The sequence below is a fragment of the Mesorhizobium sp. M0029 genome (assembly GCF_040323735.1).
GTDB lineage: Bacteria > Pseudomonadota > Alphaproteobacteria > Rhizobiales > Rhizobiaceae > Mesorhizobium.
The window spans coordinates 59,425-81,213 of record NZ_JAMYVF010000024.1; the positions used below are offsets into that span (position 1 = coordinate 59,425).

A 21,789-nucleotide genomic window follows, 5' to 3' on the forward strand; every position below is an offset into this window, starting at 1 on the left:
CATTGCACATCGGAGCCTGTTTTCATGAAGCGTTTTTTGCTCAGCGTAGCCGCCGCCGGCCTGATCCTCGCCTCTTCGCAGGCCTGGTCGGCCGACAAATTGCTCAACGCTTCCTATGATGTCGGCCGCGAACTGTTCGTCCAGATCAACAAGGCTTTCACCGCCGGCCATCCCGGCGTCACGGTCGACCAGTCGCATGCCGGCACTTCGGCGCAGGCGCGCGCCATTGCCGAAGGCTTGGGCGCCGATGTCGTCACCTTCAACCAGGTCACCGACATCGACTTTCTGGTCAAGAAAGGCCTCGTCTCCGCCGACTGGCAGAAGGATTTCCCCGACAACGCCTCGCCCTTCTATTCGCTCCCTTCGTTTCTCGTCCGCGCGGGCAACCCCAAGCACATCAAGGACTGGAACGACCTCGTGCGCGACGACGTGCAGGTGATCTTCCCCAACCCCAAGACCTCGGGCAATGCGCGCTACACCTATCTGGCCGCAACCGCCTACGCCAAGGAAGCCTTCAAGGGCGACGACGCCAAGGTGAAGGAGTTCGTCACCAAGCTGTTCAACAACGTGCCGATCTTCGACACCGGCGGGCGCGCCGCCACCACCACCTTCGTGCAGCGCGAGATCGGCGACGTGCTGATCACCTTCGAGTCGGAAACGCGCGGCATCCGCAAGGAGTATGGCAACGACAAGTTCGAACAGGTCACGCCAACGGTCAGCCTGCTCGCCGAATTCCCGGTGGCGATCGTCGACAAGGTCGCCGACGAGCACGGCAGCCGTGACCTCGCCAAGACCTATCTCTATTTCCTCTACACGCCCGAGGGCCAGACCATCGCGGCTGAAAATGGCCTGCGCGCCCGCAACGCTGAAGTCGCGGCAAAATACAAGGCCGACTTCCCCGATGTCCGCCTGCTGACTGTGGAAGACGTCTTCGGCGGCTGGGACAAGGTACAGAAGGAGCACTTCGCCGCCGGCGGTCTGCTCGACCAGACCTATGGCAGCCGCTGACATCAGCAGCGTTCGACCTCACCTCACAAGAAAGCCGGCGCTTTGCCGCCTTTTTCGTTTTCGCGCGCCGACAAACGGCTTCAGGCGGAATCTGTCGCGATCGGTGAAAAACGTTACAAAGAATCAACGCCTTTGTGCCCAACGTGCAATCGGGCGGCTTGTTCTACGCGAAACCGGGTTGTTCAGGCGAAACGTCATGATTTGCACACAAACAACCGCCAGATGCGGGTGGTTGGGGTTTTCATGAACTGAAGCGGGCATGCTTACCAAAAAAGGCAAATACGGCCTCAAGGCCCTCGTGCATCTTTCCGGCCTGCCGGTCGGCCAGCTTGCATTCGTCAACGACATCGCGATCGCCAACAACATCCCGAAGAAATTCCTGGATGCCATTCTGGGCGAGCTGCGCAATGCCGGTTTCGTCCTCAGTCGCAAGGGCAAGGAAGGCGGTTATCGCCTCGCCCGGCCGGCTTCCGAAATCAAGATCGGCCACGTCGTGCGCGTGCTGGACGGCCCGCTCGCTCCCATACCCTGCGCCAGCCGCACGCAATACCAGCGCTGCGAGGATTGCGACGAGGCGACCTGCCAAGTCCGGCACATGATGCTGGAAGTGCGCCAGGCGATCGCCGAAGTGCTGGACAATCGCAGCCTCGCCGCCATGCGCGACGCCGACAATGATGATTTTCCGGTCGAGCTGACATCGCAGATCTAAATTAGAGCATGGTCCCGAAAAGTGCGAACCGGTTTTCGGACAAGATCATGCTGAAATGGGAGTCCTCAGACCAGGCCGAGCTTGCCGGCCAGGCCGACGCGCTGGATTTTGCCGGTGGGACCCTTGGGTATCTCCTGGAGAAACAGGATGTGGCGCGGCACCTTGAACTCGACGATCCGGCTGCGCGCGAAATCGCGTATCTGCTCGGCATCGGCGGTGGCGCCCTCGGCCAGCACGATGGCCGCACCCACCTCTTCGCCGAGCATGGCGTGCGGCACGGCGAAGGTCACCGCCTGCGCCACCAGCGGATGATCGAGCAGCACATTGTCGACCTCGAGCGGCGAGATCTTTTCGCCGCCGCGATTGATGATCTCCTTCAGCCGCCCGGTGATCTTCAGATCGCCATCCTCGTCGATGAGGCCCTGGTCGCCGGTGCGGAACCAGCCATCGCTGAAGGCAGCTTCATTGGCCACCGGATTGTCGAGATAGCCATCATGGATGTTGGCGCCGCGCACCGCGATCTCGCCCTTTTCACCCGCCGGCAGGATCGTCCCCTTGTCGTCCAGGATCGTCACCTGCGGACCCGCAGGCAGGCCGACCGAGCCTGGCTTGCGGCGTGCCGGCGGCAGGCCGTTGGATGTCATCTGGTGCGCCGCCTCGGTCATCCCATAGGCCTCGACCACCGGACAGCCGAAGACGCGCTCGAGGTCGCGGAACACGGTGTCGGGAAGCGCTGCCGAAGACGAGCGGATGAAGCGCAGCCGCGCAGCCGCGATGGTTTCGCCATTGCGGGCGGCGCGCGCCAGGATCGCCTGATGCATGGTCGGCACCGCGCTGTACCAGCTCGGCCGGAAATCGCCCAGCCAGCCGTAGAATTTGAGCGGGTTGAAGCCCGGCGTGCAGACAACAGCGCCGCCGACTGCCAGCTGTGCGCTGAGCGCCGCCATCAGCCCGTGAATGTGGAACAGCGGCATCACGTTGAGACACATATCGTTTGCCGACAGCGCCAGGGTGCTGGCGATGTTGGCCATCGATGCCTGCAGATTGCGCTGCCGCAAGCCGACGATCTTCGGTCGCGCCGTGGTTCCCGATGTGTGCAGGACAAGCGCGAAATCGTCGGGTCCGTTGAACTGCATATCGTCGAGGCGAGCCTCGCTGGCAGCCTCCACCTCGGCGTCGCCCGCCAGCAGAAACTCGCCGGCCTTGGCGCCGTCAGTCACGATGACGTCGAGCACCGCAATGCCGAGCCCCTTTGCGGCGTTGCGCGCGGCATCGCCCATGCCTTGTCCGCACAGCAGCAGCTTCACATCGAGATCGCCGAGATAGAAGCGGAATTCGTCTTCGCCGTAAGCCGGATTGAGCGGCGCCGCCGTCGCCAACGCCGAGACCGCCAGGAAACAGGCCGCCATTACCGGGCCGTTGGGCAAGACGATGCCGACGGCCGTGCCGCGGGCAACGCCACGCCTGGCGAGATCGCCGCAGAGCTTGTCGACAAGATTGGCGAGGCCGGCAAAGCTCAGGGACGGCCGGTCCGGCGCCATCAGCGCCACCGCAGCCGGCCGCCAGGGCGCCAGTTGGGGAAGTGCTACCGATAGGGCCTGTTTCAAGTTCGAACCCTGAATGGCGTTCACCATGGCCTTGCCGGCGCCGATTGCGCGCCCGTGGCAGACGCAGTAAAGCGATTTCCGGACGCACGCAAGAACAGGTGGACACCGATCGGATGAGGCTGCCGTGGTTGGGAAAATCCCGGAAAGCCGACCGGACACCATCTTCCGCCGTCATTTATCATACGGAAATCATCGCCGACATCCTGGTGCCCGAACGCGCCGAGCATGTCCGCTTCTTCAGCCGCAAGCAGGTCCGCGCCGGCAAGTTGCGCACCTTCAACAACAGGGATTTCCGCGAGCTGCTGCTGGCCGCCTTCTATCTCGGGGTCGCGGCATTGCTGCCGGTCAATTGGTGGGCCGCGATCTGCAGTCGCATATCGGGGCTGCGCCTCAAGCGCCATATCCGCAAGGATTTCGTGCGCTACGCCGCGGCGACGCGCGCCGTGCTCGGCAATGGCATCGATGCGCAAAGGCAGTTCAGGGCCTTGCTCTGCGCCAACCACCGCCGGCGTTTGCTGCTTGCCGCGCATCTCATCGGCCGCCGCTGGTCACCTGATATCCGGCTGGAGGGCCTGGAAGGCCTGCAAGCGGCGCTGAAGCGCGGCCACGGCGCTATCATCTGGTGCGATCAGTTCACGGCACAGACCATCATCGGCAAACGCGCTCTCCATGAGGCCGGTATCGAGACACACCAGCTCAGCGTCAGGGCTCACGGCATATCCGATTCGACGTTCGGCTTGCGCTTCCTGAACCCGCCGATGGTTCGGGTCGAGAACCGTTTCCTGAAAAGCCGGATCGTGTTCGACCGCAGCGACGCCTACCAGGTCACCGGCTGGATCCAGAAGATCCTTGGCAACAACGGCGTCGTATTGGTGACCAACACCGTGCATGCCGGCTCGACATTCACCGAAGTCGGCCTTGGCGAGAGCGGCTGGACTCACCTCGCCTCGGCGCCAACGAATTTCGCTGCCAGAGGCAAGGCGGCGCTGTTTTCCATGTCGACCTTCGAGACCGATCCGTTCCGCCAATACCGCGCCGTCCTAAGTCCCGAACTGGTGCCGGCCCCGGCAGAGGCCGGCGAGCGCGCGGCCAGAGCCGGCGCCAAGAACATGGCGCTGCAGGCCGAGTACATATTGCTCAAGCGCGACCGCTTGCTGGAGGCGCTGAAACTCTATCCCGAGCAAATGATGGTCTGGTCCGGCGCCGACCGGTTCACCGAACGGCCGGAAACCGCCTTGCCCGACGAGGGTGGTTCATGATTTTGCGCCGGCCAGCAGGCTGGCAACGGCGGTGACGATCTCAGCCACTGGAAGTGTGGCGTCGGCCGTCAGCGCCCGCTCATCGGCGCCAGGCGGCTCAAGGATGGCGAACTGGCTTTCGACCAGGCTTGCCGGCATGAAATGGCCCTTGCGGTTGGCGACACGCTGCTTGGCGGTTGCGGGATCGATCTTCAGATAGATGAAATCGATATCCCGGCGGAAGCCACGCAGACGATCGCGGTAGCTGCGCTTCAGCGCCGAGCAGGCGGCAACCACGCTTTGGCCGCTGCCGGTCAGGTCGGCGATCCGCTCGCCGATGGCATCGAGCCAGCCCTCACGCAGTTGATCTGTGAGCGGCTCGCCGCTCGCCATGCGGGCGACGTTTTCGGGTGGGTGCAGCCTGTCGCCTTCGACAAAGACGGCCCCTTCCTCTGCTGCCAATGCTTTGCCGACAGCCGATTTTCCGCAGCCGGCGACGCCCATCACCACAATGGCCCGAGGCACTGAGCCGGTAGCGCCCATTGGCGCCTGTGCCGTCTCTTCGTCCACGGTCAGCGGCTTGCCGGCGCGCGGCCGTAGAGCAGGAGCATGGCGACGATGACCAGGCCATAGACGATCTGCCGCCCCGCCTCCGGCATCTGCATGACCGAGAGTATGGACTGCAGGAGGGTGATCAGAATGACACCGGCGACGGTGCCGAGATAGGAGCCGCGGCCACCCAGGATGGAGGTGCCGCCCAGAACCACGGCGGCGATCGACGGCAGGAGATAGGCATCGCCCATCGATTGCGCCGCCTTGGAGGCATAGCCGGCGAGAAGCACTCCGCCAAAGGCGGACAGCCCGCCTGAGATAGCGAAGGCGATCATCACCACGCGCCTTGTATCGATGCCGGAGAGATAGGCGGCACGCTCGCGGTTGCCGATGCCGTAGACGGTGCGGCCGAAGCTGGTGCGGGACAGCACGAACACCATCGCAGCGCCAATCAGCGCCCAGATGATGACGGCGTTAGGCACGCCAGGAATGGTAAAACCTGTCGCAAGATAGCGCATGGCGCCGGTGGCCGAATCCTGTGGCGAGTAGCCGCCGGTATAAACGACCATGAGCCCTTGCGCGACAGCGTTGGTGGCGAGCGTGATGATCATCGAGGGTATGCGCAGATAGGCGACGCCAAAGCCGTTGACGATGCCGATCAGCACCCCGCAAAAGATGCCGAACGGGATGGCCAGCGCCACACCGATCGGGCCATAGGCGGCAGCCGCACACGCCATCATCGCGCCCGCCGCCACCGCCCACGGCACCGACAGGTCGATTTGGCCTAGCAGGATGACCAGCATCATGCCTGTGGCGATGACGCCGAGGAACGAGGCCACCTTGAGCTGCTGCAAGAGATATTCAGGCGACAGAAAGCTCCTGGAATAGAGGCTGCCTAGGAACAGCAACAGCACGATGCAGGCGAAGGCCGTCAGCACCGCCGGATCGGCGCGGCGGATGAATTTCGGCATGCGGCCGGCGATGCCGCCCAACGTCGTTTCGCTCACAGGAACCACTCCAGCCGGTTGCGGACCCGAAACAGTGCGAAGGCGCCGAGGCTGACCGCAACCAGCAGGATAACGCCCTGGAACAGTGGCTGCCATAGCGGGTCGAAATCGAACACGAACAACAGGTCGCCGATGGTGCGGAAGGCCAGCGCGCCGAAGATGGCGCCGATGGCGCTGCCTTTGCCGCCGAACAGCGAGACGCCGCCCAGCACCACCGCGGCGATTGAAAACAGCGTATAGGCGTTGCCGCTGGCATAGGCTGCATCGCCCGTATAGGTGAAGAAGGTCAGGAACAGTCCGCCGATCGCGGCCAACAGGCCTGCGAGCGCGTAGGCAGCGAACTTGCCGCGCCTTATCGGCACACCGGACATGTAGGCCGCCGTCTCCGAGGATCCGGCCGCATAGGCCGCGCGCCCGAGCACCGAGCGGCTGAACGGTACCCAGACCACGAGCACGACGGCGAGCAGCACGACCAGGCTCGCCGGCACCACGCCCAACAGGCGTCCGGTCAGCGCGTCGGCGAGACCTTCGTTGACCGAACCGCCGGGAAACGGCCTCAGCAGCAGCGCGATGCCGAAATAGACCGCACCCGTGGCGATCGTGGCGACGATCGGCTGCAGGCGGCCGTAGATGACGATGGCGCCGTTGATCGCCCCGCACAGGAACCCGGTGCCGAGCACGGCGATGACGCCGAAAGCGGTCTCGAGGCCGGTGCCGATGACTAGCCAGGAGGCGAGGCAATTGGTCAGCGTGAAGATCATGCCGACGGAGAGGTCGATGCCGGCGGTGATCACGACCAGTGTCTGCGCCATGGCGACGAAGGCGAGCAGCACGCCCTTGTTGGACGCTGTCTGCACGACATTGGCGGTGAAGCCCGCCGGATGGTTCGAGGTGTAGATGACGAACATGACAATGAATATGCCGAGTGCCATCAGTGTTCCGCGCTGCTCGGCCAGCCAGTAGCGCCACTCTTTCACGCGTCCGCTCCCTGTCTTGCGCCGGCATCGTCTCTCGCGCCGTCATCGCCGTGGATGTTGAGCGCGCTTGCAATGAGCGCCCGCTCGGTGATCTCGGCCCCGACCAGCTCGCGCTTGACCGCGCCGTCATAGAGCACCAGCACGCGGTCGCAGCAGCCGATCAGTTCGTCATAGTCGGTCGAATAGAACAGGATCGCCGCCCCCGCATCCGCCAGCTTGCGCATCAGTTGATAGAGTTCCTGCTTGGTGCCGACGTCGATGCCGCGCGTCGGATCGTTGAGCAGGATGATACGCGGCTGGCGCATCAGCCATTTGGCGATGACCACCTTCTGCTGGTTGCCCCCCGACAGCGCACCGACCGGAATGTCGAGGCCGGCCGTCTTGATCGCCAGCAGCCCGACCATGTCGTCGATCAGCCGCTGTTCGGCGGCGCGGTCAATGATGCCGGCCTTGGACAGCCGGTCTAGGGCGGCAAAGGAGAGGTTCTCGCGCACCGTCATCGGCAGCATCAAGCCTTCGGTCTTGCGGTCCTCCGGGATCAGCGCCATGCCGATGCGGTCGTCGCGCGCCGCTTGCGGGCTGGCGATCGAAACCGGCTTGCCATCGATAAGGATCTGGCCGCCGAGGCCGCGCAGCACACCGAAAAAGGCAAGCAGCAATTCGCGTTGGCCCTGGCCGTCCAGGCCGCCAAGGCCGACGACCTCGCCTGCCCCGACCGTCAGCGAGACATTGTCCAGCCGGTCCGTCCAGGACAGCTTGCGCGCCTCCAGCACGGGAACGGCGGCGGCTGCGGTGCGCGCGGGTTTCGGCGGGAAAATATGGCTATATTCGCGCCCGATCATCAGTTCGACGACTTCGTTGTCGCTCTTTGTGCCTGCCTTGTAGCTGGCGACATTGCGGCCGTTGCGAAACACCGTGCAGTGGTCGGCAAGCTCGGCGATCTCGTTCATGCGGTGCGAAATGTAAAGCAGCGCCAGCCCTTCCGAGCGCAGTCGCTTGAGCACGCTGAATATCCTGGCGACGTCCGTCGCGGTCAGGGCCGAGGTCGCCTCGTCGAGGATCAGGATGCGCGGCTTCCTGGCCAATGCCTTGGCGATCTCGACCATCTGTCTTCTTGAAAGCGGAAGATCCTTGACCAGCGCCAATGGATGGATGTCGGCCGCACCTGCGCGTGCCAGCGCATCCTCGGCAATGCGGCGCTGCGCCTTGCGGTCGATCATGCCGAAACGCTTCGGCGGATCGGAGATGACGATGTTGTCGGCAACGCTGAGTTCGGGAACCAGCGACAGCTCCTGGAAGATGCAGACGATGCCGGACTTGTTTGCAGCAGCAGGCGAAGCGAACGTCACCTCGCTGCCGTTCAGCATCATGCGGCCTTCGTCGGGCGCGACGACGCCCGCCATGACCTTGATCAGCGTCGATTTGCCGGCGCCGTTTTCGCCGAGAATGGCGTGGATGCTACCGGACGAGACCGAAAGCTCGGCCTTTTCCAGCGCCCGCACGCCACCATAGCGCTTGGATATGCCTTCCATCCGGAAGAGCGGAACCGCACCGTCCATCGGCCCTCCCGAGGCAGTTTGACTTCAAGGGATATCGAGTGGCCGGCGCCGCGGAGATCCCGCGGCGCCGGATATGCCGCCTATTGGTCAGCCCTATTGGTCAGCTTTGGTCTGACCCATAATTTCCTGCGCGGTGAAATTGATGCCGCAGGTCGGGAAGGAATTGCCGACGAAGAAATTGTCGGACTGGTCGGGGAAGAAATCCTGACCGGCCTTGAAGTTCGGATCCTCGACGATCGCCAGTGGCAGTTTCACTGCTTGCGGAACGACGTTGCCTTCGAGCGCGGCAATCGCCGTCTTGATGGCGACCGCGACCTGCGCCGGACCGGTGCCGGCCGATGAGCATTTCAGCCCGTCGCCGGCATGTGCCGCGCAGAACTTGCGGAAACCGTTCTCGGTCTCGCCGCCGAACGGCACGAAAGCATGCTTGGCATCGATCATCGCCTGCACGATGCCGGTGTCGCCGCCTTGCCCGGTGATACCGTCGAACGGACCGTTGGTGGCAATGGCGTCGGCCGTGGCCTTCTGTGCCACGCCGTCGTCCCATTTGCCGACCACCTCGGTGACGTCCCATTTCTTGCCGGAGGCATCGAGCGCTTCATGGATTCCGTTGTGACGGTCGGTGTCGACGGAAGTCCCGGCAACGCCGCGCACTTCGAGCACCTTGCCGCCATTCGGCACATGGCCGACCAGCCATTTGCCCCACAATTCGCCAAGGCCCTTCTGGTCGACATTGACGTTGATGGCGTCCTTGGTATCGAGAATATTGTCGAAGGCGACGAGGATGACGCCAGCTTCCTTGGCGCGCTTGATGACCGGCCCGAAAGCGGTCGGGTTCTGGGCGTTGACGACGATCGCGTCATAGCCGGAATCGATGAAGTTGTTGATCGCCGAAATCTGAGCCGGCACGTCTTCGCCGGTCGAGACGACCTTGAATTCCTTCAGTTTCGCGGCGACCTCCGGCTGGGCCGCATAGGCCTTGGCGGTCTGCACCATCTGGATGCGCCAGGTGTTGGCGATATAGCCATTGGCGAGCGCGATGCGGTATGGGCCGTCTTTCTTGGGGAACTTGAAGAACTGCGTATCGGCCGCCCAGGGCGCAAAGCAATCCGGCTCAGCCGACGGGCCCTTGACGACTTCCGGGTCGGCCATGGCCGACGAACTCAGCATGACGAATGCAGTGGCGGCAACGATGCCACCAACAAGTGACTTGATCATCGATATTCCTCCCAGTTGTAGTTTTATTTGCTGCTGCTTGTTAATTTTGATGCTGTTTGTCGTGGTGTGTTTTCCACGCCTGCCGAAGGCCCTCCAGCCTGGCCGGCGCCACGTCTCAAGGGCCCGAAGCCGGCCCGATCCCCTCCCCCTCGCCGCTTCACAGGCGAGAAACGAAACTAGCATATTATACATAATAAACAAGCATGAGCTGTTGCTTATGTATAATAAACAGGCAGGGCCTCTCATCAAAACGTCTGCCCGACGAAAATGGTAGCGCTACCATGACGTTGTGTAAAGCACCATTTGCTGAGGCCGCCAAAGCCTGTTCAGCGTGCGGTGCTCTGGCGGGGCTTGAGTTCGAAACCGAGATCGACGACCCGCTGCTCAGGCCTTCGTCCTGCGATCGCCGCCAGCGCCATGGCGACAGACCGACGGCCGATTTCATAGCGAGGGGTGCGGATACTGGTGAGCGGCGGGAACGCCGCCTGCATCATTTCGAGGTCGTTGAAGCCGACAATGCCGATTGTTTTCGGCACGTTGAGCGCGGCGCTATGGCATTCGAACAAAACGCCGAGCGCGATGTCGTCATTGTTGCAGAAGACGCCGTCGAGCGCCGGCATCTTGGCCAGCGCATCGCGAAGCAGCTCGCGGCCGAGCGTCACGCTGGACAGTAGCGGCGTGGTGGTGACCAGCCGCGGGTCGAACAGGCCGGCCTTCTCCATTGCCGCGCGATAGCCGGCAAGCCGCCGCTGCGAGCGCGGGTCCATGCGTGCGCCGATGAAGCCGATCCGCCGGTAGCCCGCCTCGATCAGATGCTCGGTCGCGGTGCGGCCGCCGTCGAAATGCGAGAAGCCGACCAGCATGTCGACCGGATCGGGCCCGGTCTCCATCACCTGCACCACCGGGCAGCCCGCGCTCTCCAGCAGCTTTCGCGAGGTCGGCGTCTGGTCGATGCCGGCCACGATCAGCGCCGCCGGGCGCTGCGGTGCGAACACCTGCAGCAGGCGCTCCTCCTCGAGGCCGGAATAATGGGTGTTGCCGAGCTGGACGCGGAACGGGCCGTCCGACAGGCTGTCATAGATGCCGCGCACCACTTCGGCGAAGACGTTGTTGGTCAGCGACGGCACCAGTACGCCGAACACATCGGCGCGCGCCGAGGCCAGCGCCCGTGCATTGGGATCCGGGACATAACCGAGTTCGTCGACGGCGGCCTGGATCTGGCGCCGCAGATCTTGGCTGACGCGTTCCGGTTCGCGCAGCGCCCGCGACACGGTGATGGCGCCGACGCCGGCCTTGCGCGCCACATCTGATAGGGTCGGGCGGCCGCCCCCACGACGCGAGCGCGGCTTGGTCATGGACATCCTCCACGTGCCGGGCCCCGGCCGCTGCGCCCTTGCGAAACCATGTCCAGCTTTTCCACTGCCACCATGCCAACCGGCTGCTGCCGCACCCACTCGCCTGCTGGCGTCGCGCAGCCAATCGCCCTTGTCAAGCAACAGGGCAATCCTGCCTTCCTAAGCCATCAGGGCAGCACTGCGTTTTGCTTTCCACAGCAGCAGCCCGATGGCCACTATGTTCAGCAAGTTCCACGCGATCCCGTTGAGGAACGCGGCGGCGTAAGAGCCAGTCAGGTCGTAGATCCAGCCCGACATCCAGCCACCGATCGCCATGCCGAAGATGGTCGCCATCATGACGATGCCGATACGCTGGCCGGCCTCCTTGGCGGGCAGGTATTCGCGCACGATGATGGCATAGCAAGGCACGATGCCGCCTTGCGACAGGCCGAACACCAGCGACACGACATAGAGCGAGGCAAGCCCGTCGAACGGGATGTAAAACAAAAGCGACAGGCATTGCAGCACGGAACCGATAAGCAGGGTTTTCACGCCGCCGATGCGGTCGGCGACAAAGCCGGAGGCAAGCCGGCTGACGACGCCCGCCGCCATCATGATCGACAGCATGTCGGCGCCATGCGCAATGCCGTAGCCAAGATCCATGCAATAGGCGACGATGTGCACCTGCGGCATCGACATCGCCACGCAGCAGCCGAGACCGGCAACGATCAGCAGCACCTGTAACGCCGCCGGCGACAGCGAAATCGACTGCACTGGCCGGCTTCCGGGCGAACCGGCGGCAGCCGCCGTCGGAGCAGCGCGCCGCAACAACAGCACCAGTGGCACCATGGTGACCAGGCAGAAGACACCGATGCCGGCATAGGTGAAGCGCCAGCCTTCCGCCTTGATCAGTGTCGGCATGATGGTTGGCCAGAGCGCTCCGGCGAGATAGTTGCCAGCAGCCGCCGCCGTGACGGCGACGCCGCGCCGATGGTTGAACCAGTGCGAGATGTCGGCGATCAGCGGCCCGAAGATCACCGATGTGCCGACACCAATCAGCACGCCCTGGGCAAGGGTGAATTGCAGGATAGAGGTCGACAGCGCGGCGAGCAGCAGGCCGGCGGCGAGAGCCACCGAGGATAGCAGTGCCGGGATCCAATACCCCATGCGATCGACCGCGCGGCCAACCAGCACATTGCCGGCGGCGAAGCCGACCATGGTTGCGGTGTAGGGCATCGATGCCGCGGCGCGGTCAACGCCGAACTCGGCCTGCACGGCCGGCAGCACGACGACGACGGCCCACATGCCGACTGCACCGATCGTCGCCAGCAGCATGGAGATGGCAAGCCGCATCCAGGCGTAGCTGCTGTCGATGCCGGGGCTATCCGCCTGATTGGCGACGATCGGGGTCAAGGCGTTTCCTGTCTACGGTCCTGGGAAGTCGACCGTTGTGTCGCCACTATCGGCGCATTCACCGCGACGGGCAGCGCCACAGGGCCATGATCCGTGGCTCCAGCGGCCCGGCGACTTTCTCGGGAACCGGCGGCGGCCTGCCCGAGTTTTTGCGACAGGAAGGAGTTTGTCATGACCGCGAAAAAGAAATGGTCGGCCGAGGTGACCGAGCACAGCGATGCGATGGACCTCGAGGACCACATCTTCGAAGCCGACGACGCCAGGAAGATCGCGGCCTCGCTCAAGCGCTCGGCCGAGCACAGCGACCGCCGCAAGGCCGAGCCGTTTCAGTCGGCCATGTCGATGCTGAATTTCTACATCAACCGCGCCGGCAAGAACCTGCCGCAGGCGCGCCGGAAAGTGCTCGAGGACGCCAAGGACGAACTGCGCGCGGCCTTCGGAAGGCCGCAGCAGGATTAATGCATGTCGCTCAAAAGTGGCGCCGGTTTTGAGACAACGACATGCAAAGACCTAAGCGCGTCGACTTAGTCCGTTCAAACGGGACGCGCTTTAGCGCTCCCGATTGGCTCTACCAAATTCACCTCAACTGGACCTAGTGACAGGTCCTCTTTCCCCTCAGTTTGCCGGCCTCGGCTTTGTGTTTCCCCGAGCCCTTTGAAGTAGCGGCATGACGGTCAAGATCGGCATCAATCCCATCACCTGGAGCAATGACGATGTTCCCGCACTCGGCGGCGATACGCCGCTCGCGACATGCCTGTCGGAAACCAGGCAGGCCGGCTATCGCGGCACCGAACTCGGCGGCAAATTCCCCAGGCGAAGCGACGAGCTTGGACCGATCCTGTCTTCTTACGGACTGGAGCTCGTCTCCGGCTGGTATGACGGCCGCATTCTGGACCGCACGGTCGACGAGGAATTCGCCGCCCTCACCTCGCATCTGACCCTGCTGCGCGACCTCGGCGCCAAGGTCGTCGTCTATGCCGACACCTCGCGCGGCCGTCATGACGGCATTTTCGCGCCGATCTCACAGCGTCCGCGCCTCGCTGACGGCGAATGGACCGCCTATGGCGAGAAGCTGACCGAACTCGCCGACCGCATGGCTGCCTTCGGCGTCGGCATGGCTTTCCATCACCATATGGGCACCATCGTCGAGAGCGATGACGAGGTCGACAGGCTGATAGCCGCAACCGGCAAGAGCGTCGGCCTGCTGTTCGATACCGGCCATTGTCTGTTCTCAGGCGGCGACCCGGCCTCCCTCCTGAACCGGCATCTCGACCGCATCGTGCATTTCCATTGCAAGGACGTCCGCGCGGCCGTGCTGGAGAAGGCACGGCGCGAGGACATGAGTTTCATGGCGGCAGTGATGGAAGGAATCTTCACTGTGCCCGGCGACGGTTCCGTCGATTTCCTGTCGCTGTTGAAGCCGCTGGCCAAGCGCGGCTTCGAAGGCTGGATCGTCGTCGAGGCCGAGCAGGATCCGGCCAAGGCACACCCCTTGACCTATGCCACGAAAGGTTACGCTTCGCTTCTCAAATCGGCCTGCGCGGCCGGGTTCGACGTCGCGATACGAGACTTGGCCTAACCACCGCCGGGGGGCTGGTGGTTGGGCCGGTTGGGCGCGCGCCTCGGTAGGGGTAGCGACGCGAAAGCGCCCGGCGATCCGCGCCGCCGCCCTCCCTTGGCGGCGCGGATCGCACAGTTCTTGGCATCGAAATTTTTGCCCCCGAGTTGCCGGCCCGGCGTTTCAAGCTTGAGGCTGGCGACGAGGCATGCCTTGATGCGGATGGAGGAGCGACATGGCATTCGAGGCGGCACTCGGCATGGAACGGCTTTGCACCATCCGTGAGATCGCCGAGAAGGCGGAACTCGGCGCGGCAACCGTTCACCGCGCGCTGAAGAACAGCCGTGAGGTCCGTCCCGCAACCAGACGGCTGGTGCTCGAGACCGTTTGCCTGCTTAACGAAGAAAAGATCGCGCGCGCAGCCAGGCTCGTCGGAGACTAGCTTGGCCGACCACATGCGCCTTTCCCTCGACATCATGTCGGTCGACCGCGGCTCGGACGAACCGATGCACCGACAGATCTATGGCGCCCTGCGGCGCTTCATCCTCGACGGCCAGATCCAGCAGAACACGCTGCTACCATCGACACGCTCGCTGGCCGAGGATCTCAAGGTCGGCCGAAACACGGTGATCGCCGCCTACGACCAGCTGCTCGCCGAAGGGTTTATAGAGGCGCGCGCCGGGTCCGGCACCTGGGTGGCGCCGATCCAGCAGAAACGCCCGCCGGCCGCGCTGCGCGCCGGGCTTGCCGCTCCGCAAAAGCTCTCGCGGCGCGGTCAGACCATCGTCAACGGCCCGCAGCCGCCGCGCAATGCCGGTGTCATCAACTTCCATCCCGGCGTGCCGGAATCGGCATCCTTTCCCTTCACCATCTGGTCGAGCCTTCTGGTGCGCAATGCGCGCAGCCGCGATGAGAATTTGCTCGGCTATATCTCCTTCGCCGGCCATCCCGGCCTGCGCCAGGCCATCGCCTCGACCATAAGCCTGTCGCGCGGCATCAATTGCACCGCCGACCAGGTCATCATCGTCACCGGCGCGCAGGCGGCACTCGACCTCGCTTCGCGCGTGCTGATGGACGAAGGCGATCATGTCTGGATGGAGGAGCCCGGCTATCTCGGCGCCAAGAGCGCCTTTCTCGCCAGCGGCGCGCAGCTTGCGCCCTTGAAGGTCGATCGCCTTGGATGGCATCTCGCAGACCCAGAGCTGCCGCCGCCGCGCCTGATCTATGTGACGCCATCCTGCCAGTGGCCGTTCGGCACCATCATGCGCATCGAGGAACGACTGCAGCTGCTTGACATCGCGGAACGCCACGGCGCCTGGATCGTCGAGGACGATTATGACGGCGAATATCGTTATCGCGGCCGGCCGGTGCCGGCGCTGCGCGGCCTCGATCATGCCGACCGCGTCGTCTATATTGGTTCCTTCGGCAAGACGCTGATCCCGGCGCTGCGCATCGGCTATCTCATCGTACCCCGCGAACTGTCCGTGCCCTTCGACCGTGCCGTCTCGATCACCGGCCAGTTCGCGCCGCTGATCCTGCAGGCGACGGTCAACGACTTCATCACGCAAGGCTATTTCGCCACACATCTGAAACGCATGCGCCGCCTTTATGCGCGCCGGCAAGCCAATTTCGTCAAGCTGTGCCAGGAGCATCTGGCCGAATGGCTGACAGTGACCGAGAACGATTCCGGCATGCAACTGCTGGCCAGTTTTGTCCGACCCTACAAGGACAGTGACGTCGTCGCCGCTGCCGTCAAGGAGGGCCTCGACGTGCAGGGCATCTCGATCAACTACCATTCGAGCGAGCCGGAACACGGCCTGCTGCTCGGCTACGCCGCGATGGACGAACGCCAGATCCTGCGCGCAGTGCTGGCGCTGCGCGCCGCCTTCATGCGGCTGGACCGGCAGCAATAAGCCGGTTCAACGCGGCTCTTCAATTCACGCTGTCAAACTTCTGCAGATCGACGGGCGCTGCCTTGCGCACCTCGACATCGTCGAGCGAGGCATTCTCCAGCGCCACACGGGCCGCCGCATCGATGTTATGGATCATGTCGTCGATGTCGGCGTCGCCATGCGCCGGATTCATCGCGATCATCACCGTGCGGTTGAGGATGTCGAGAGAACCCTTGCCGAGGTCGTCGGCATAGGTCAGCCGCAGGCCCTTGTTTTCCGGCAGCGTGTACGGATTGAGCGCCGGATGATGCGCGCCCTCGTGCATCAGCACCTGATCCCACTGAGTGAAATTGTGGCGGCCGGTCTTGCCGGCAATGACGCTCGGAATGGTCTTCGAAAAAGTCTGCGCCGCCTGTTCGCTGGGCAGCAGATACATCACCTGCGCAGCGCAATCGTCGTCCGGGCTGTTCATCGGCGACGGTGTCAGGCCGAGATTGCCGAGATGGCGCGTGCCGGCCAGCACCTTCTTTTTCTCCGCCCGCATCGCCTCGATGATGCCGTCGAGACGGTCGAGCTGGACATTGAGCATTGCACCCATCAGTTCCGAGGCGCGCGCGCCGATGCCGGCGAACGGCTTGATGCTGTCGCTGCGGCCCTGCCAGTAGAAATGGCACGGATCGATGGCGCAGCGCGCCCGCTCGGCCACCTTCGGATCGCTGGTGGCGATGCCGCCGCCCTCGCCCGAGGTCATGTTCTTGAAGTAGTTGAAGGAGTAGGCGCCGGCATGGCCGATCGAGCCGAGCTTCCTGCCCTCATAGCCGCCGCCAACGCCCTGGCAGACATCTTCAAGCACGAGCAGACCGCGTGTTTTAGCGATGTCCATGATGGCGTTCATGTTGCAGGCCGCACCCCACATATGTACCGGGATGACCGCCTTGGTGCGCGGGCCGATCGCGTCGCGCAGAGCGGCCGGGTCGATGGTCAGGCTCTCGTCGATATCGACAATGACCGGAATGGCGCCGACCGACAGAACCGCAGTCGCGGTCGCCATATAGGTGTGCGCCGGCACCAGCACCTCATCGCCCGGGCCGATGCCGAGGCCGATCAGGCCGGCGGCGAGCCCATAGGTGCCGCTGGCGGCCAGCGCAAAATGCTCGACGCCGAGATGCCTGGCATAGCGGGCCTCGAAGCGGTTGCACTCGCTGTTCTCGCCATAGCGAAACAGCGCACCCGAGCGGATCACCCTGGCAATGGCTTCGATCTCTTCTTCGCCGGCAGTGTACATGGCAAGTCTCCACATCGCTTGATGGTGTGAAAGCAGTACGCCTGCGGCCGCTGTTTGAAAGAACCACTCCGCTGCGATCTGACCAAGCCATCCTGCTCACGTCGGAGCGGCGTTTAGCGCCGACTGTGGGCATAGCGAATGAAATCGGCATTCCAGAACGCAGGCCCGCGGAAAATCGTACCCATCCGAATTCGCTGAAGTGGCCCTGTCGGAAAGCCCGCATTGGGCGTTCCATCGCGTCCAGTTGGGCAAACGGTCGGTTCCATGCAGCACGGGACACACTTTGGAAGACCCTCGAAACCGGCGTGCCGGCAAGATGGTGGCCCGCAAGATGGTGGCCGGCAAGATGGTGGCCGGCAAAACGGTGGCCGTCCATGACGCGACAGCTCGTCCTGCATGAAGACGATGTCGGCATGTGCCATGGCGCCAACAGCGCCTTCCTCGAACTGACCGCATTGGGCGCCTGCAGCTCCGGCGCCGTGATGGTGCCGTGCCCATGGTTCCCTGAGATGGCCGAAGCGGCAGCCGCCAATCCCCGGCTCGATCTCGGCGTCCACCTGACGCTGAACAGCGAAAAGCAGCACTACAAATGGCGGCCGCTGACGTCGCCGTCGCGCGCGGCCGGCCTGACGGACGAGTTCGGCTATTTCTGGCCCGATGTCGCGACCACCCGCCGCAAGGCAGCACCGCAAGCGGTGGAAACCGAGCTTCGCGCCCAGATCGACACCGCCTACCGCGCCGGCATCGACGTCACTCATCTTGACGCCCATATGGGGGCAGCGCTGTCGCCGGAGTTTTGCGACGTCTACATCAAGCTCGGCCTGGAATATCGGCTGCCGGTGCTGTTGACCAAAACGCTGTCGGCCTATTCGCCCAATGACAATCTCGTCGGCGTCACCGAAGCGGCGTTCCAGCGCGGCGTCACTGAAGCCCGGGCCAAGGGCTTTGTCATCTTCGACGCTGCCATACAGACGACCTGGGGCCGTCCACGCTCAAAACCGATAGAGCCAGCCTACAAGGCATTGGTCGAAGGGGTCCGCGAAGGCCTGACCTTCTTTTGCCTGCATTTCAATGCGCCGGGCGAGCTCGAACTGATCGAGCCGCGCTCCGCCTATGTCCGCACCGAGGAATATGAACTCTTCCGGGACCAGGGTTTTCGCGACTGGCTCGGCGCGCAGGACATCGACATCATCGGCATGAAGCCGCTGCGCGAGGAGCTTCGTGCACGGCTCGGGGCATCGACACCGGCAAAGGCCCGCAAAGCGGCCACCCGGGCAGCACCGTAAGCCGATCCGGTCGGCCGAGGCGCAAAGAGGGAATTGGAACTGCAACGACAATGGGAGAATGACATGAAGACTGTTCTGAAACTGGCGCTCGGCGCGCTTGTCTCGATGAGTATGCTGGCGGGTGTCGTGCAGGCCGCGGGCCTGAAGGACCCGAAGGATGTCCGCATCACCTTCGTGGTGCATGGCTCGGCCTCCGATCCCTACTGGTCGGTGGTCAAGCGCGGCGTCGACGATGCGGCGGCGCTCACCGGCGCCAAGGTCGAATATTATGCGCCGCAAGTGTTCGACGTGGTCGAGCAGGCCCGCCTGCTCGACGCGGCCATCGCCACCAATCCAGACGGCATCGCCGTCTCCATTGCCGACGCCAATGCACTTGGTAAATCGGTCAAGGCCGGACTTGCCGCCAACATTCCGATGGTCGTCCTGGATTCCGGCGAGAAGGAAGGCGCCGAACTCGGCACCTCTCTCTATGTCGGCACCGTCTCCGAATATGATTCCGGCAAGAAGGCCGGCGAGCGGCTGGCCAGGGAAGGCACACTCAAGGTCGTCTGCATCAACCACGAGGTCGGCAATGTCAGTCTCGACCAGCGCTGCCAGGGGTTGAATGACGGGCTGAAGCCGTCAGGCGGCGGCACCGAGGTGCTTACCGTGTCGCCCGATCCGGCCGACATCCAGCGCCGCACCGAAGCCTATCTGTCGGCGCATCCCGACACCCAGGCGGTGTTTGCGCTCGGCGCCACCGCCGCCAATCCGCTGATCCCGTTCTTCCGGCAGAAGGAACTGTTCGGCAAGATCAAGCTCTACACCTTCGACATCAGCCCCGAAGTCCTGGATTCCGTCGTCGCCGGCGAAATGGGCTTCGGCATGGACGCCCAGCAATATCTGATGGGATACCTGCCGGTGATCTATCTGGTCGAGCATGCCACACATGGCTTCTGGCCGCAGAACAACGCCTACACCGGGCCGCTGTTCATCGACTCGCCCGACAAGGCCAAGGCGATCCTGGCGCTCGCCAAGGACGGCATCCGCTAAGGCAAGACCAAAACGGATCGGGGAGCCGCCATGCGCTCCCCGTCTCTGGTCGAGATTGCGAAGTGAGCGATTGGGGAGCCTAATGGCTGTTGTGGAAGACAAGGCGATACCTCCAGAAGCGCCGGCCCCCGGGGTACTGGGCAAGGACCGTTTCGGCATGACGTCGAAACGGGCTGCCGGCACTGACGAGCGGCTGGCCAGCACCGGCCGGCTGACGCAATGGCTGCGCCGGCCCGAAGCCGGTGCCGCCGGCGGCCTCATCGCCACCATCATCATCTTCGCCCTGCTGCCGGGTGCGTCGAACCTCTATTCGCTGCAGGGGTCGATGACCTTCCTGACGCTGGCAGCCGAACTCGGCATCATCGCCACGGCCGCAGCCCTTCTCATCATCGCCGGCGAGTTCGATCTCTCGGTCGGCTCGATGGTCGGCTTCGCTGGCGTCGTCATCGGACTGACGGTGAAATATTGGGACCTGCCGCTGTGGGGCGGCATCGCCTGCGCCTTCGCTGTCGCCATCCTCACCGGCTACGTCAACGGGCTGATCGTGGTGAAGACCCGCCTGCCCTCCTTCATCGTGACGCTGGCGTCGCTCTACATCCTGCGCGGCCTGTCGATCGGCATCACCCGCGCCGTCACCGGCCGCACGCAGATCCCCTACATCCTCGACGGCGCGCCGGACCCGGCAACCGCGGGCCTGTTCAACGGCCATCTCCTGACCGGCTTCTTCCAATGGATGGGCACGCAAGGCTGGATCGCCACCCGTACCGACGGCATTCCCTTCGTCGTCGGCATTCCGATGTCGATCGTCTGGTGGCTCGGCCTGACAGCTTTGGCGGGCTACGTGCTGACCCAGACCAAATACGGCAACTGGATCTTCGCCACCGGCGGCGACCTCAATGCCGCCCGCAATGTCGGCGTGCCGGTCGACCGGGTTAAGATCGCGCTGTTCATCTACACCGCCTGTGCCGCGACCTTGCTTGCCACCATCCAGGTGATGGAGGCCGGCTCCGCCGACACCACGCGCGGCCTGCTCAAGGAATTCGAGGCGATCATCGCCGCGGTCATCGGCGGCGTGCTGCTCACCGGCGGCTATGGCACCGTCTATGGCGTGCTGTTCGGCGCGCTGATCTTCGGCCTGGTGCAGATGGGCATCTTCTACACCGGCATCGACACCGACTGGTTCAAGGTCTTCCTCGGCATCGTCATCTTGATGGCCGTGCTCGTCAACAACTACATCCGCCTCAAGGCGCTCGGACGCGGAGGTGGCAAATGACCTATCCAAACCCATCCCCGGCCATCCAGCCAGCCATGGAATTGCGTGGTGTATCGGTCAATTTCGGCTCGGTGCGCGCGCTGCAGGATATCGACATCAAGGTCTATCCCGGCGAGGTGCACTGCTTGCTGGGCGACAACGGCGCCGGCAAGTCGACGCTGATCAAGGTTCTGTCGGGCGTGCACCGGCCGACCAAGGGCGAGATTTTCGTCGACGGCAAGCCCGTCACCTTCCGCAGCCCGCGCGACGCGCAGGACCTCGGCGTCGCGACGGTCTTCCAGGACCTCGGCATGATCTCGCTGATGTCGATCACCCGCAACTTCTTCCTCGGCCGCGAGCCGACGAGAAGCCGCCTGCCCTTCTCGCGCTTCGACAAGGAGCGCGCCAACACAATAGCCCGTCAGGCGATGGCCGATATCGGCATCGACGTGCGCGACCCGACGCAGGCCGTCGGCACGCTGTCGGGCGGCGAGCGCCAATCGGTGGCAATCGCGCGCGCAGTCCACTTCGGCGCAAACGTGCTGATCCTTGACGAGCCGACCTCGGCGCTCGGCGTGCATCAGGCGGCCATGGTGCTGAAATTCATCATCGAGGCGCGCATGCGCGGGCTGGCGGTGATCTTCATCAGCCACAACATCCACCACGCCTACCCCGTCGGTGACACTTTCACGCTGCTCAACCGCGGCCGCAATCGCGGCACATACGCCAAGTCCGAGATCTCGCGCGATGAGGTGATTTCCATCATGTCGGGCGGCGAGGATTTGAAGGCGGTGGAAGCTGAGATTGCCGGGCTGTTGGCGCAGATCGGCAATCGGCCGGCCGCCGCACCCTGAGCCTGGAA

At 63.9% G+C, this 21,789-nt stretch carries 20 protein-coding genes; 11 read left to right on the top strand and 9 right to left on the bottom strand.

The annotated features are described in order from the left end of the window. Positions 1 to 24 precede the first annotated feature (24 nt). Together NKJ76_RS28370 and NKJ76_RS28375 are read left to right on the top strand one after the other, a co-directional pair. The gene (locus NKJ76_RS28370) at positions 25 to 1,008 is read left to right on the top strand and encodes a sulfate ABC transporter substrate-binding protein (RefSeq protein ID WP_352538904.1); all 984 of its coding nucleotides are present in this window, start codon (positions 25 to 27) and stop codon (positions 1,006 to 1,008) included. 259 nt (positions 1,009 to 1,267) lie between these two features. Then, a complete protein-coding gene (locus NKJ76_RS28375; RefSeq protein ID WP_023673075.1) occupies positions 1,268 to 1,717 on the top strand; it encodes an RrF2 family transcriptional regulator in 450 nt (149 codons plus the stop codon). A gap of 65 nt (positions 1,718 to 1,782) precedes the next feature. Here NKJ76_RS28375 and NKJ76_RS28380 read toward each other — a convergent pair whose 3' ends face one another. Beyond that, the gene (locus NKJ76_RS28380; RefSeq protein ID WP_502902360.1) at positions 1,783 to 3,324 is read right to left on the bottom strand and encodes an acyl--CoA ligase; all 1,542 of its coding nucleotides are present in this window, start codon (positions 3,322 to 3,324) and stop codon (positions 1,783 to 1,785) included. 113 nt (positions 3,325 to 3,437) lie between these two features. Between NKJ76_RS28380 and NKJ76_RS28385 the strand changes: the two genes are divergently transcribed. Next, entirely contained in the window at positions 3,438 to 4,583 is a 1,146-nt protein-coding gene (locus NKJ76_RS28385) for a hypothetical protein (protein ID WP_352538906.1), read from the top strand. Here the strand turns inward: NKJ76_RS28385 and NKJ76_RS28390 are convergent. The 7 genes from NKJ76_RS28390 to NKJ76_RS28420 all read right to left on the bottom strand — a co-directional run bounded on the left by NKJ76_RS28390 (position 4,578) and on the right by NKJ76_RS28420 (position 12,562). Beyond that, the gene (locus NKJ76_RS28390; RefSeq protein WP_352538907.1) at positions 4,578 to 5,132 is read right to left on the bottom strand and encodes a gluconokinase; all 555 of its coding nucleotides are present in this window, start codon (positions 5,130 to 5,132) and stop codon (positions 4,578 to 4,580) included. The two genes, NKJ76_RS28385 and NKJ76_RS28390, sit on opposite strands and share 6 nt — an antisense overlap. A 2-nt stretch (positions 5,133 to 5,134) precedes the next feature. Continuing rightward, positions 5,135 to 6,121, bottom strand: coding sequence for an ABC transporter permease (locus NKJ76_RS28395; protein ID WP_023673071.1), 987 nt, complete (start codon positions 6,119 to 6,121; stop codon positions 5,135 to 5,137). Further along, positions 6,118 to 7,098: an ABC transporter permease gene (locus tag NKJ76_RS28400; RefSeq protein ID WP_023733121.1), complete on the bottom strand. Its 981-nt coding sequence runs from the start codon at positions 7,096 to 7,098 to the stop codon at positions 6,118 to 6,120. Before NKJ76_RS28400 ends, NKJ76_RS28395 begins: the two co-directional genes overlap by 4 nt. After that, positions 7,095 to 8,657 (bottom strand): sugar ABC transporter ATP-binding protein, encoded by a 1,563-nt coding sequence (locus NKJ76_RS28405; RefSeq protein WP_023733122.1) that lies wholly within the window; start codon positions 8,655 to 8,657, stop codon positions 7,095 to 7,097. Before NKJ76_RS28405 ends, NKJ76_RS28400 begins: the two co-directional genes overlap by 4 nt. 93 nt (positions 8,658 to 8,750) lie before the next feature. After that, on the bottom strand, positions 8,751 to 9,875 hold the full coding sequence (locus NKJ76_RS28410) for a sugar ABC transporter substrate-binding protein (protein WP_023682221.1): 1,125 nt from the start codon (positions 9,873 to 9,875) through the stop codon (positions 8,751 to 8,753). Between the two features lie 326 nt (positions 9,876 to 10,201). Beyond that, the gene (gene gntR, locus NKJ76_RS28415; RefSeq protein WP_023817906.1) at positions 10,202 to 11,230 is read right to left on the bottom strand and encodes an HTH-type transcriptional regulator GntR; all 1,029 of its coding nucleotides are present in this window, start codon (positions 11,228 to 11,230) and stop codon (positions 10,202 to 10,204) included. A 159-nt stretch (positions 11,231 to 11,389) separates the two neighbouring features. After that, positions 11,390 to 12,562 (bottom strand): MFS transporter, encoded by a 1,173-nt coding sequence (locus NKJ76_RS28420; protein ID WP_050589864.1) that lies wholly within the window; start codon positions 12,560 to 12,562, stop codon positions 11,390 to 11,392. A 231-nt stretch (positions 12,563 to 12,793) separates the two neighbouring features. Between NKJ76_RS28420 and NKJ76_RS28425 the strand changes: the two genes are divergently transcribed. From NKJ76_RS28425 to mocR, 4 genes are all read left to right on the top strand, one after another. Beyond that, complete coding sequence (locus NKJ76_RS28425; protein ID WP_023673065.1) at positions 12,794 to 13,081, top strand: DUF3175 domain-containing protein; 288 nt, start codon at positions 12,794 to 12,796, stop codon at positions 13,079 to 13,081. Between the two features lie 208 nt (positions 13,082 to 13,289). Further along, positions 13,290 to 14,201 carry a myo-inosose-2 dehydratase gene (gene iolE / locus NKJ76_RS28430; protein ID WP_023752959.1) on the top strand — a complete coding sequence of 304 codons (912 nt, stop codon included), beginning with the start codon at positions 13,290 to 13,292 and terminating at the stop codon, positions 14,199 to 14,201. Between the two features lie 214 nt (positions 14,202 to 14,415). Further along, a complete protein-coding gene (locus NKJ76_RS28435; RefSeq protein ID WP_023705614.1) occupies positions 14,416 to 14,622 on the top strand; it encodes a LacI family DNA-binding transcriptional regulator in 207 nt (68 codons plus the stop codon). Position 14,623: 1 nt separating this feature from the next. Next, on the top strand, positions 14,624 to 16,093 hold the full coding sequence (mocR, locus tag NKJ76_RS28440) for a rhizopine catabolism transcriptional regulator MocR (RefSeq protein WP_352538908.1): 1,470 nt from the start codon (positions 14,624 to 14,626) through the stop codon (positions 16,091 to 16,093). Between the two features lie 19 nt (positions 16,094 to 16,112). On the opposite strand, the gene NKJ76_RS28445 is transcribed toward mocR, so the two are convergent. Then, complete coding sequence (locus tag NKJ76_RS28445; RefSeq protein WP_352538909.1) at positions 16,113 to 17,357, bottom strand: DegT/DnrJ/EryC1/StrS family aminotransferase; 1,245 nt, start codon at positions 17,355 to 17,357, stop codon at positions 16,113 to 16,115. A gap of 374 nt (positions 17,358 to 17,731) precedes the next feature. Here NKJ76_RS28445 and NKJ76_RS28450 point away from each other — a divergent pair, with 374 nt between their 5' ends. The 4 genes from NKJ76_RS28450 to NKJ76_RS28465 all read left to right on the top strand — a co-directional run bounded on the left by NKJ76_RS28450 (position 17,732) and on the right by NKJ76_RS28465 (position 21,781). Continuing rightward, positions 17,732 to 18,643 carry a polysaccharide deacetylase family protein gene (locus NKJ76_RS28450; RefSeq protein WP_352538910.1) on the top strand — a complete coding sequence of 304 codons (912 nt, stop codon included), beginning with the start codon at positions 17,732 to 17,734 and terminating at the stop codon, positions 18,641 to 18,643. A gap of 63 nt (positions 18,644 to 18,706) precedes the next feature. After that, positions 18,707 to 19,675, top strand: a complete 969-nt coding sequence (locus NKJ76_RS28455; RefSeq protein WP_352538911.1) for a rhizopine catabolism ABC transporter substrate-binding protein — start codon at positions 18,707 to 18,709, stop codon at positions 19,673 to 19,675. 157 nt (positions 19,676 to 19,832) lie between these two features. Beyond that, entirely contained in the window at positions 19,833 to 20,948 is a 1,116-nt protein-coding gene (locus NKJ76_RS28460; RefSeq protein ID WP_031199492.1) for an ABC transporter permease, read from the top strand. After that, positions 20,945 to 21,781, top strand: a complete 837-nt coding sequence (locus NKJ76_RS28465) for an ATP-binding cassette domain-containing protein (protein ID WP_352538912.1) — start codon at positions 20,945 to 20,947, stop codon at positions 21,779 to 21,781. The genes NKJ76_RS28460 and NKJ76_RS28465 overlap by 4 nt, the downstream gene beginning before the upstream one ends. The last annotated feature ends 8 nt before the right edge of the window (positions 21,782 to 21,789 follow it).

Coding starts and splice junctions, on each gene's coding strand:
- NKJ76_RS28370 (WP_352538904.1), top strand. CDS start 25: ATGAAGCGTTTTTTGCTCAGCGTAGCCGCCGCCGGCCTGATCCTCGCC.
- NKJ76_RS28375 (WP_023673075.1), top strand. CDS start 1,268: ATGCTTACCAAAAAAGGCAAATACGGCCTCAAGGCCCTCGTGCATCTT.
- NKJ76_RS28385 (WP_352538906.1), top strand. CDS start 3,438: ATGAGGCTGCCGTGGTTGGGAAAATCCCGGAAAGCCGACCGGACACCA.
- NKJ76_RS28405 (WP_023733122.1), bottom strand. CDS start 8,657: ATGGACGGTGCGGTTCCGCTCTTCCGGATGGAAGGCATATCCAAGCGC.
- NKJ76_RS28410 (WP_023682221.1), bottom strand. CDS start 9,875: ATGATCAAGTCACTTGTTGGTGGCATCGTTGCCGCCACTGCATTCGTC.
- gntR (WP_023817906.1), bottom strand. CDS start 11,230: ATGACCAAGCCGCGCTCGCGTCGTGGGGGCGGCCGCCCGACCCTATCA.
- NKJ76_RS28420 (WP_050589864.1), bottom strand. CDS start 12,562: ATGCGGCTTGCCATCTCCATGCTGCTGGCGACGATCGGTGCAGTCGGC.
- NKJ76_RS28425 (WP_023673065.1), top strand. CDS start 12,794: ATGACCGCGAAAAAGAAATGGTCGGCCGAGGTGACCGAGCACAGCGAT.
- iolE (WP_023752959.1), top strand. CDS start 13,290: ATGACGGTCAAGATCGGCATCAATCCCATCACCTGGAGCAATGACGAT.
- NKJ76_RS28435 (WP_023705614.1), top strand. CDS start 14,416: ATGGCATTCGAGGCGGCACTCGGCATGGAACGGCTTTGCACCATCCGT.
- NKJ76_RS28445 (WP_352538909.1), bottom strand. CDS start 17,357: ATGTACACTGCCGGCGAAGAAGAGATCGAAGCCATTGCCAGGGTGATC.
- NKJ76_RS28450 (WP_352538910.1), top strand. CDS start 17,732: ATGACGCGACAGCTCGTCCTGCATGAAGACGATGTCGGCATGTGCCAT.
- NKJ76_RS28455 (WP_352538911.1), top strand. CDS start 18,707: ATGAAGACTGTTCTGAAACTGGCGCTCGGCGCGCTTGTCTCGATGAGT.
- NKJ76_RS28460 (WP_031199492.1), top strand. CDS start 19,833: ATGACGTCGAAACGGGCTGCCGGCACTGACGAGCGGCTGGCCAGCACC.
- NKJ76_RS28465 (WP_352538912.1), top strand. CDS start 20,945: ATGACCTATCCAAACCCATCCCCGGCCATCCAGCCAGCCATGGAATTG.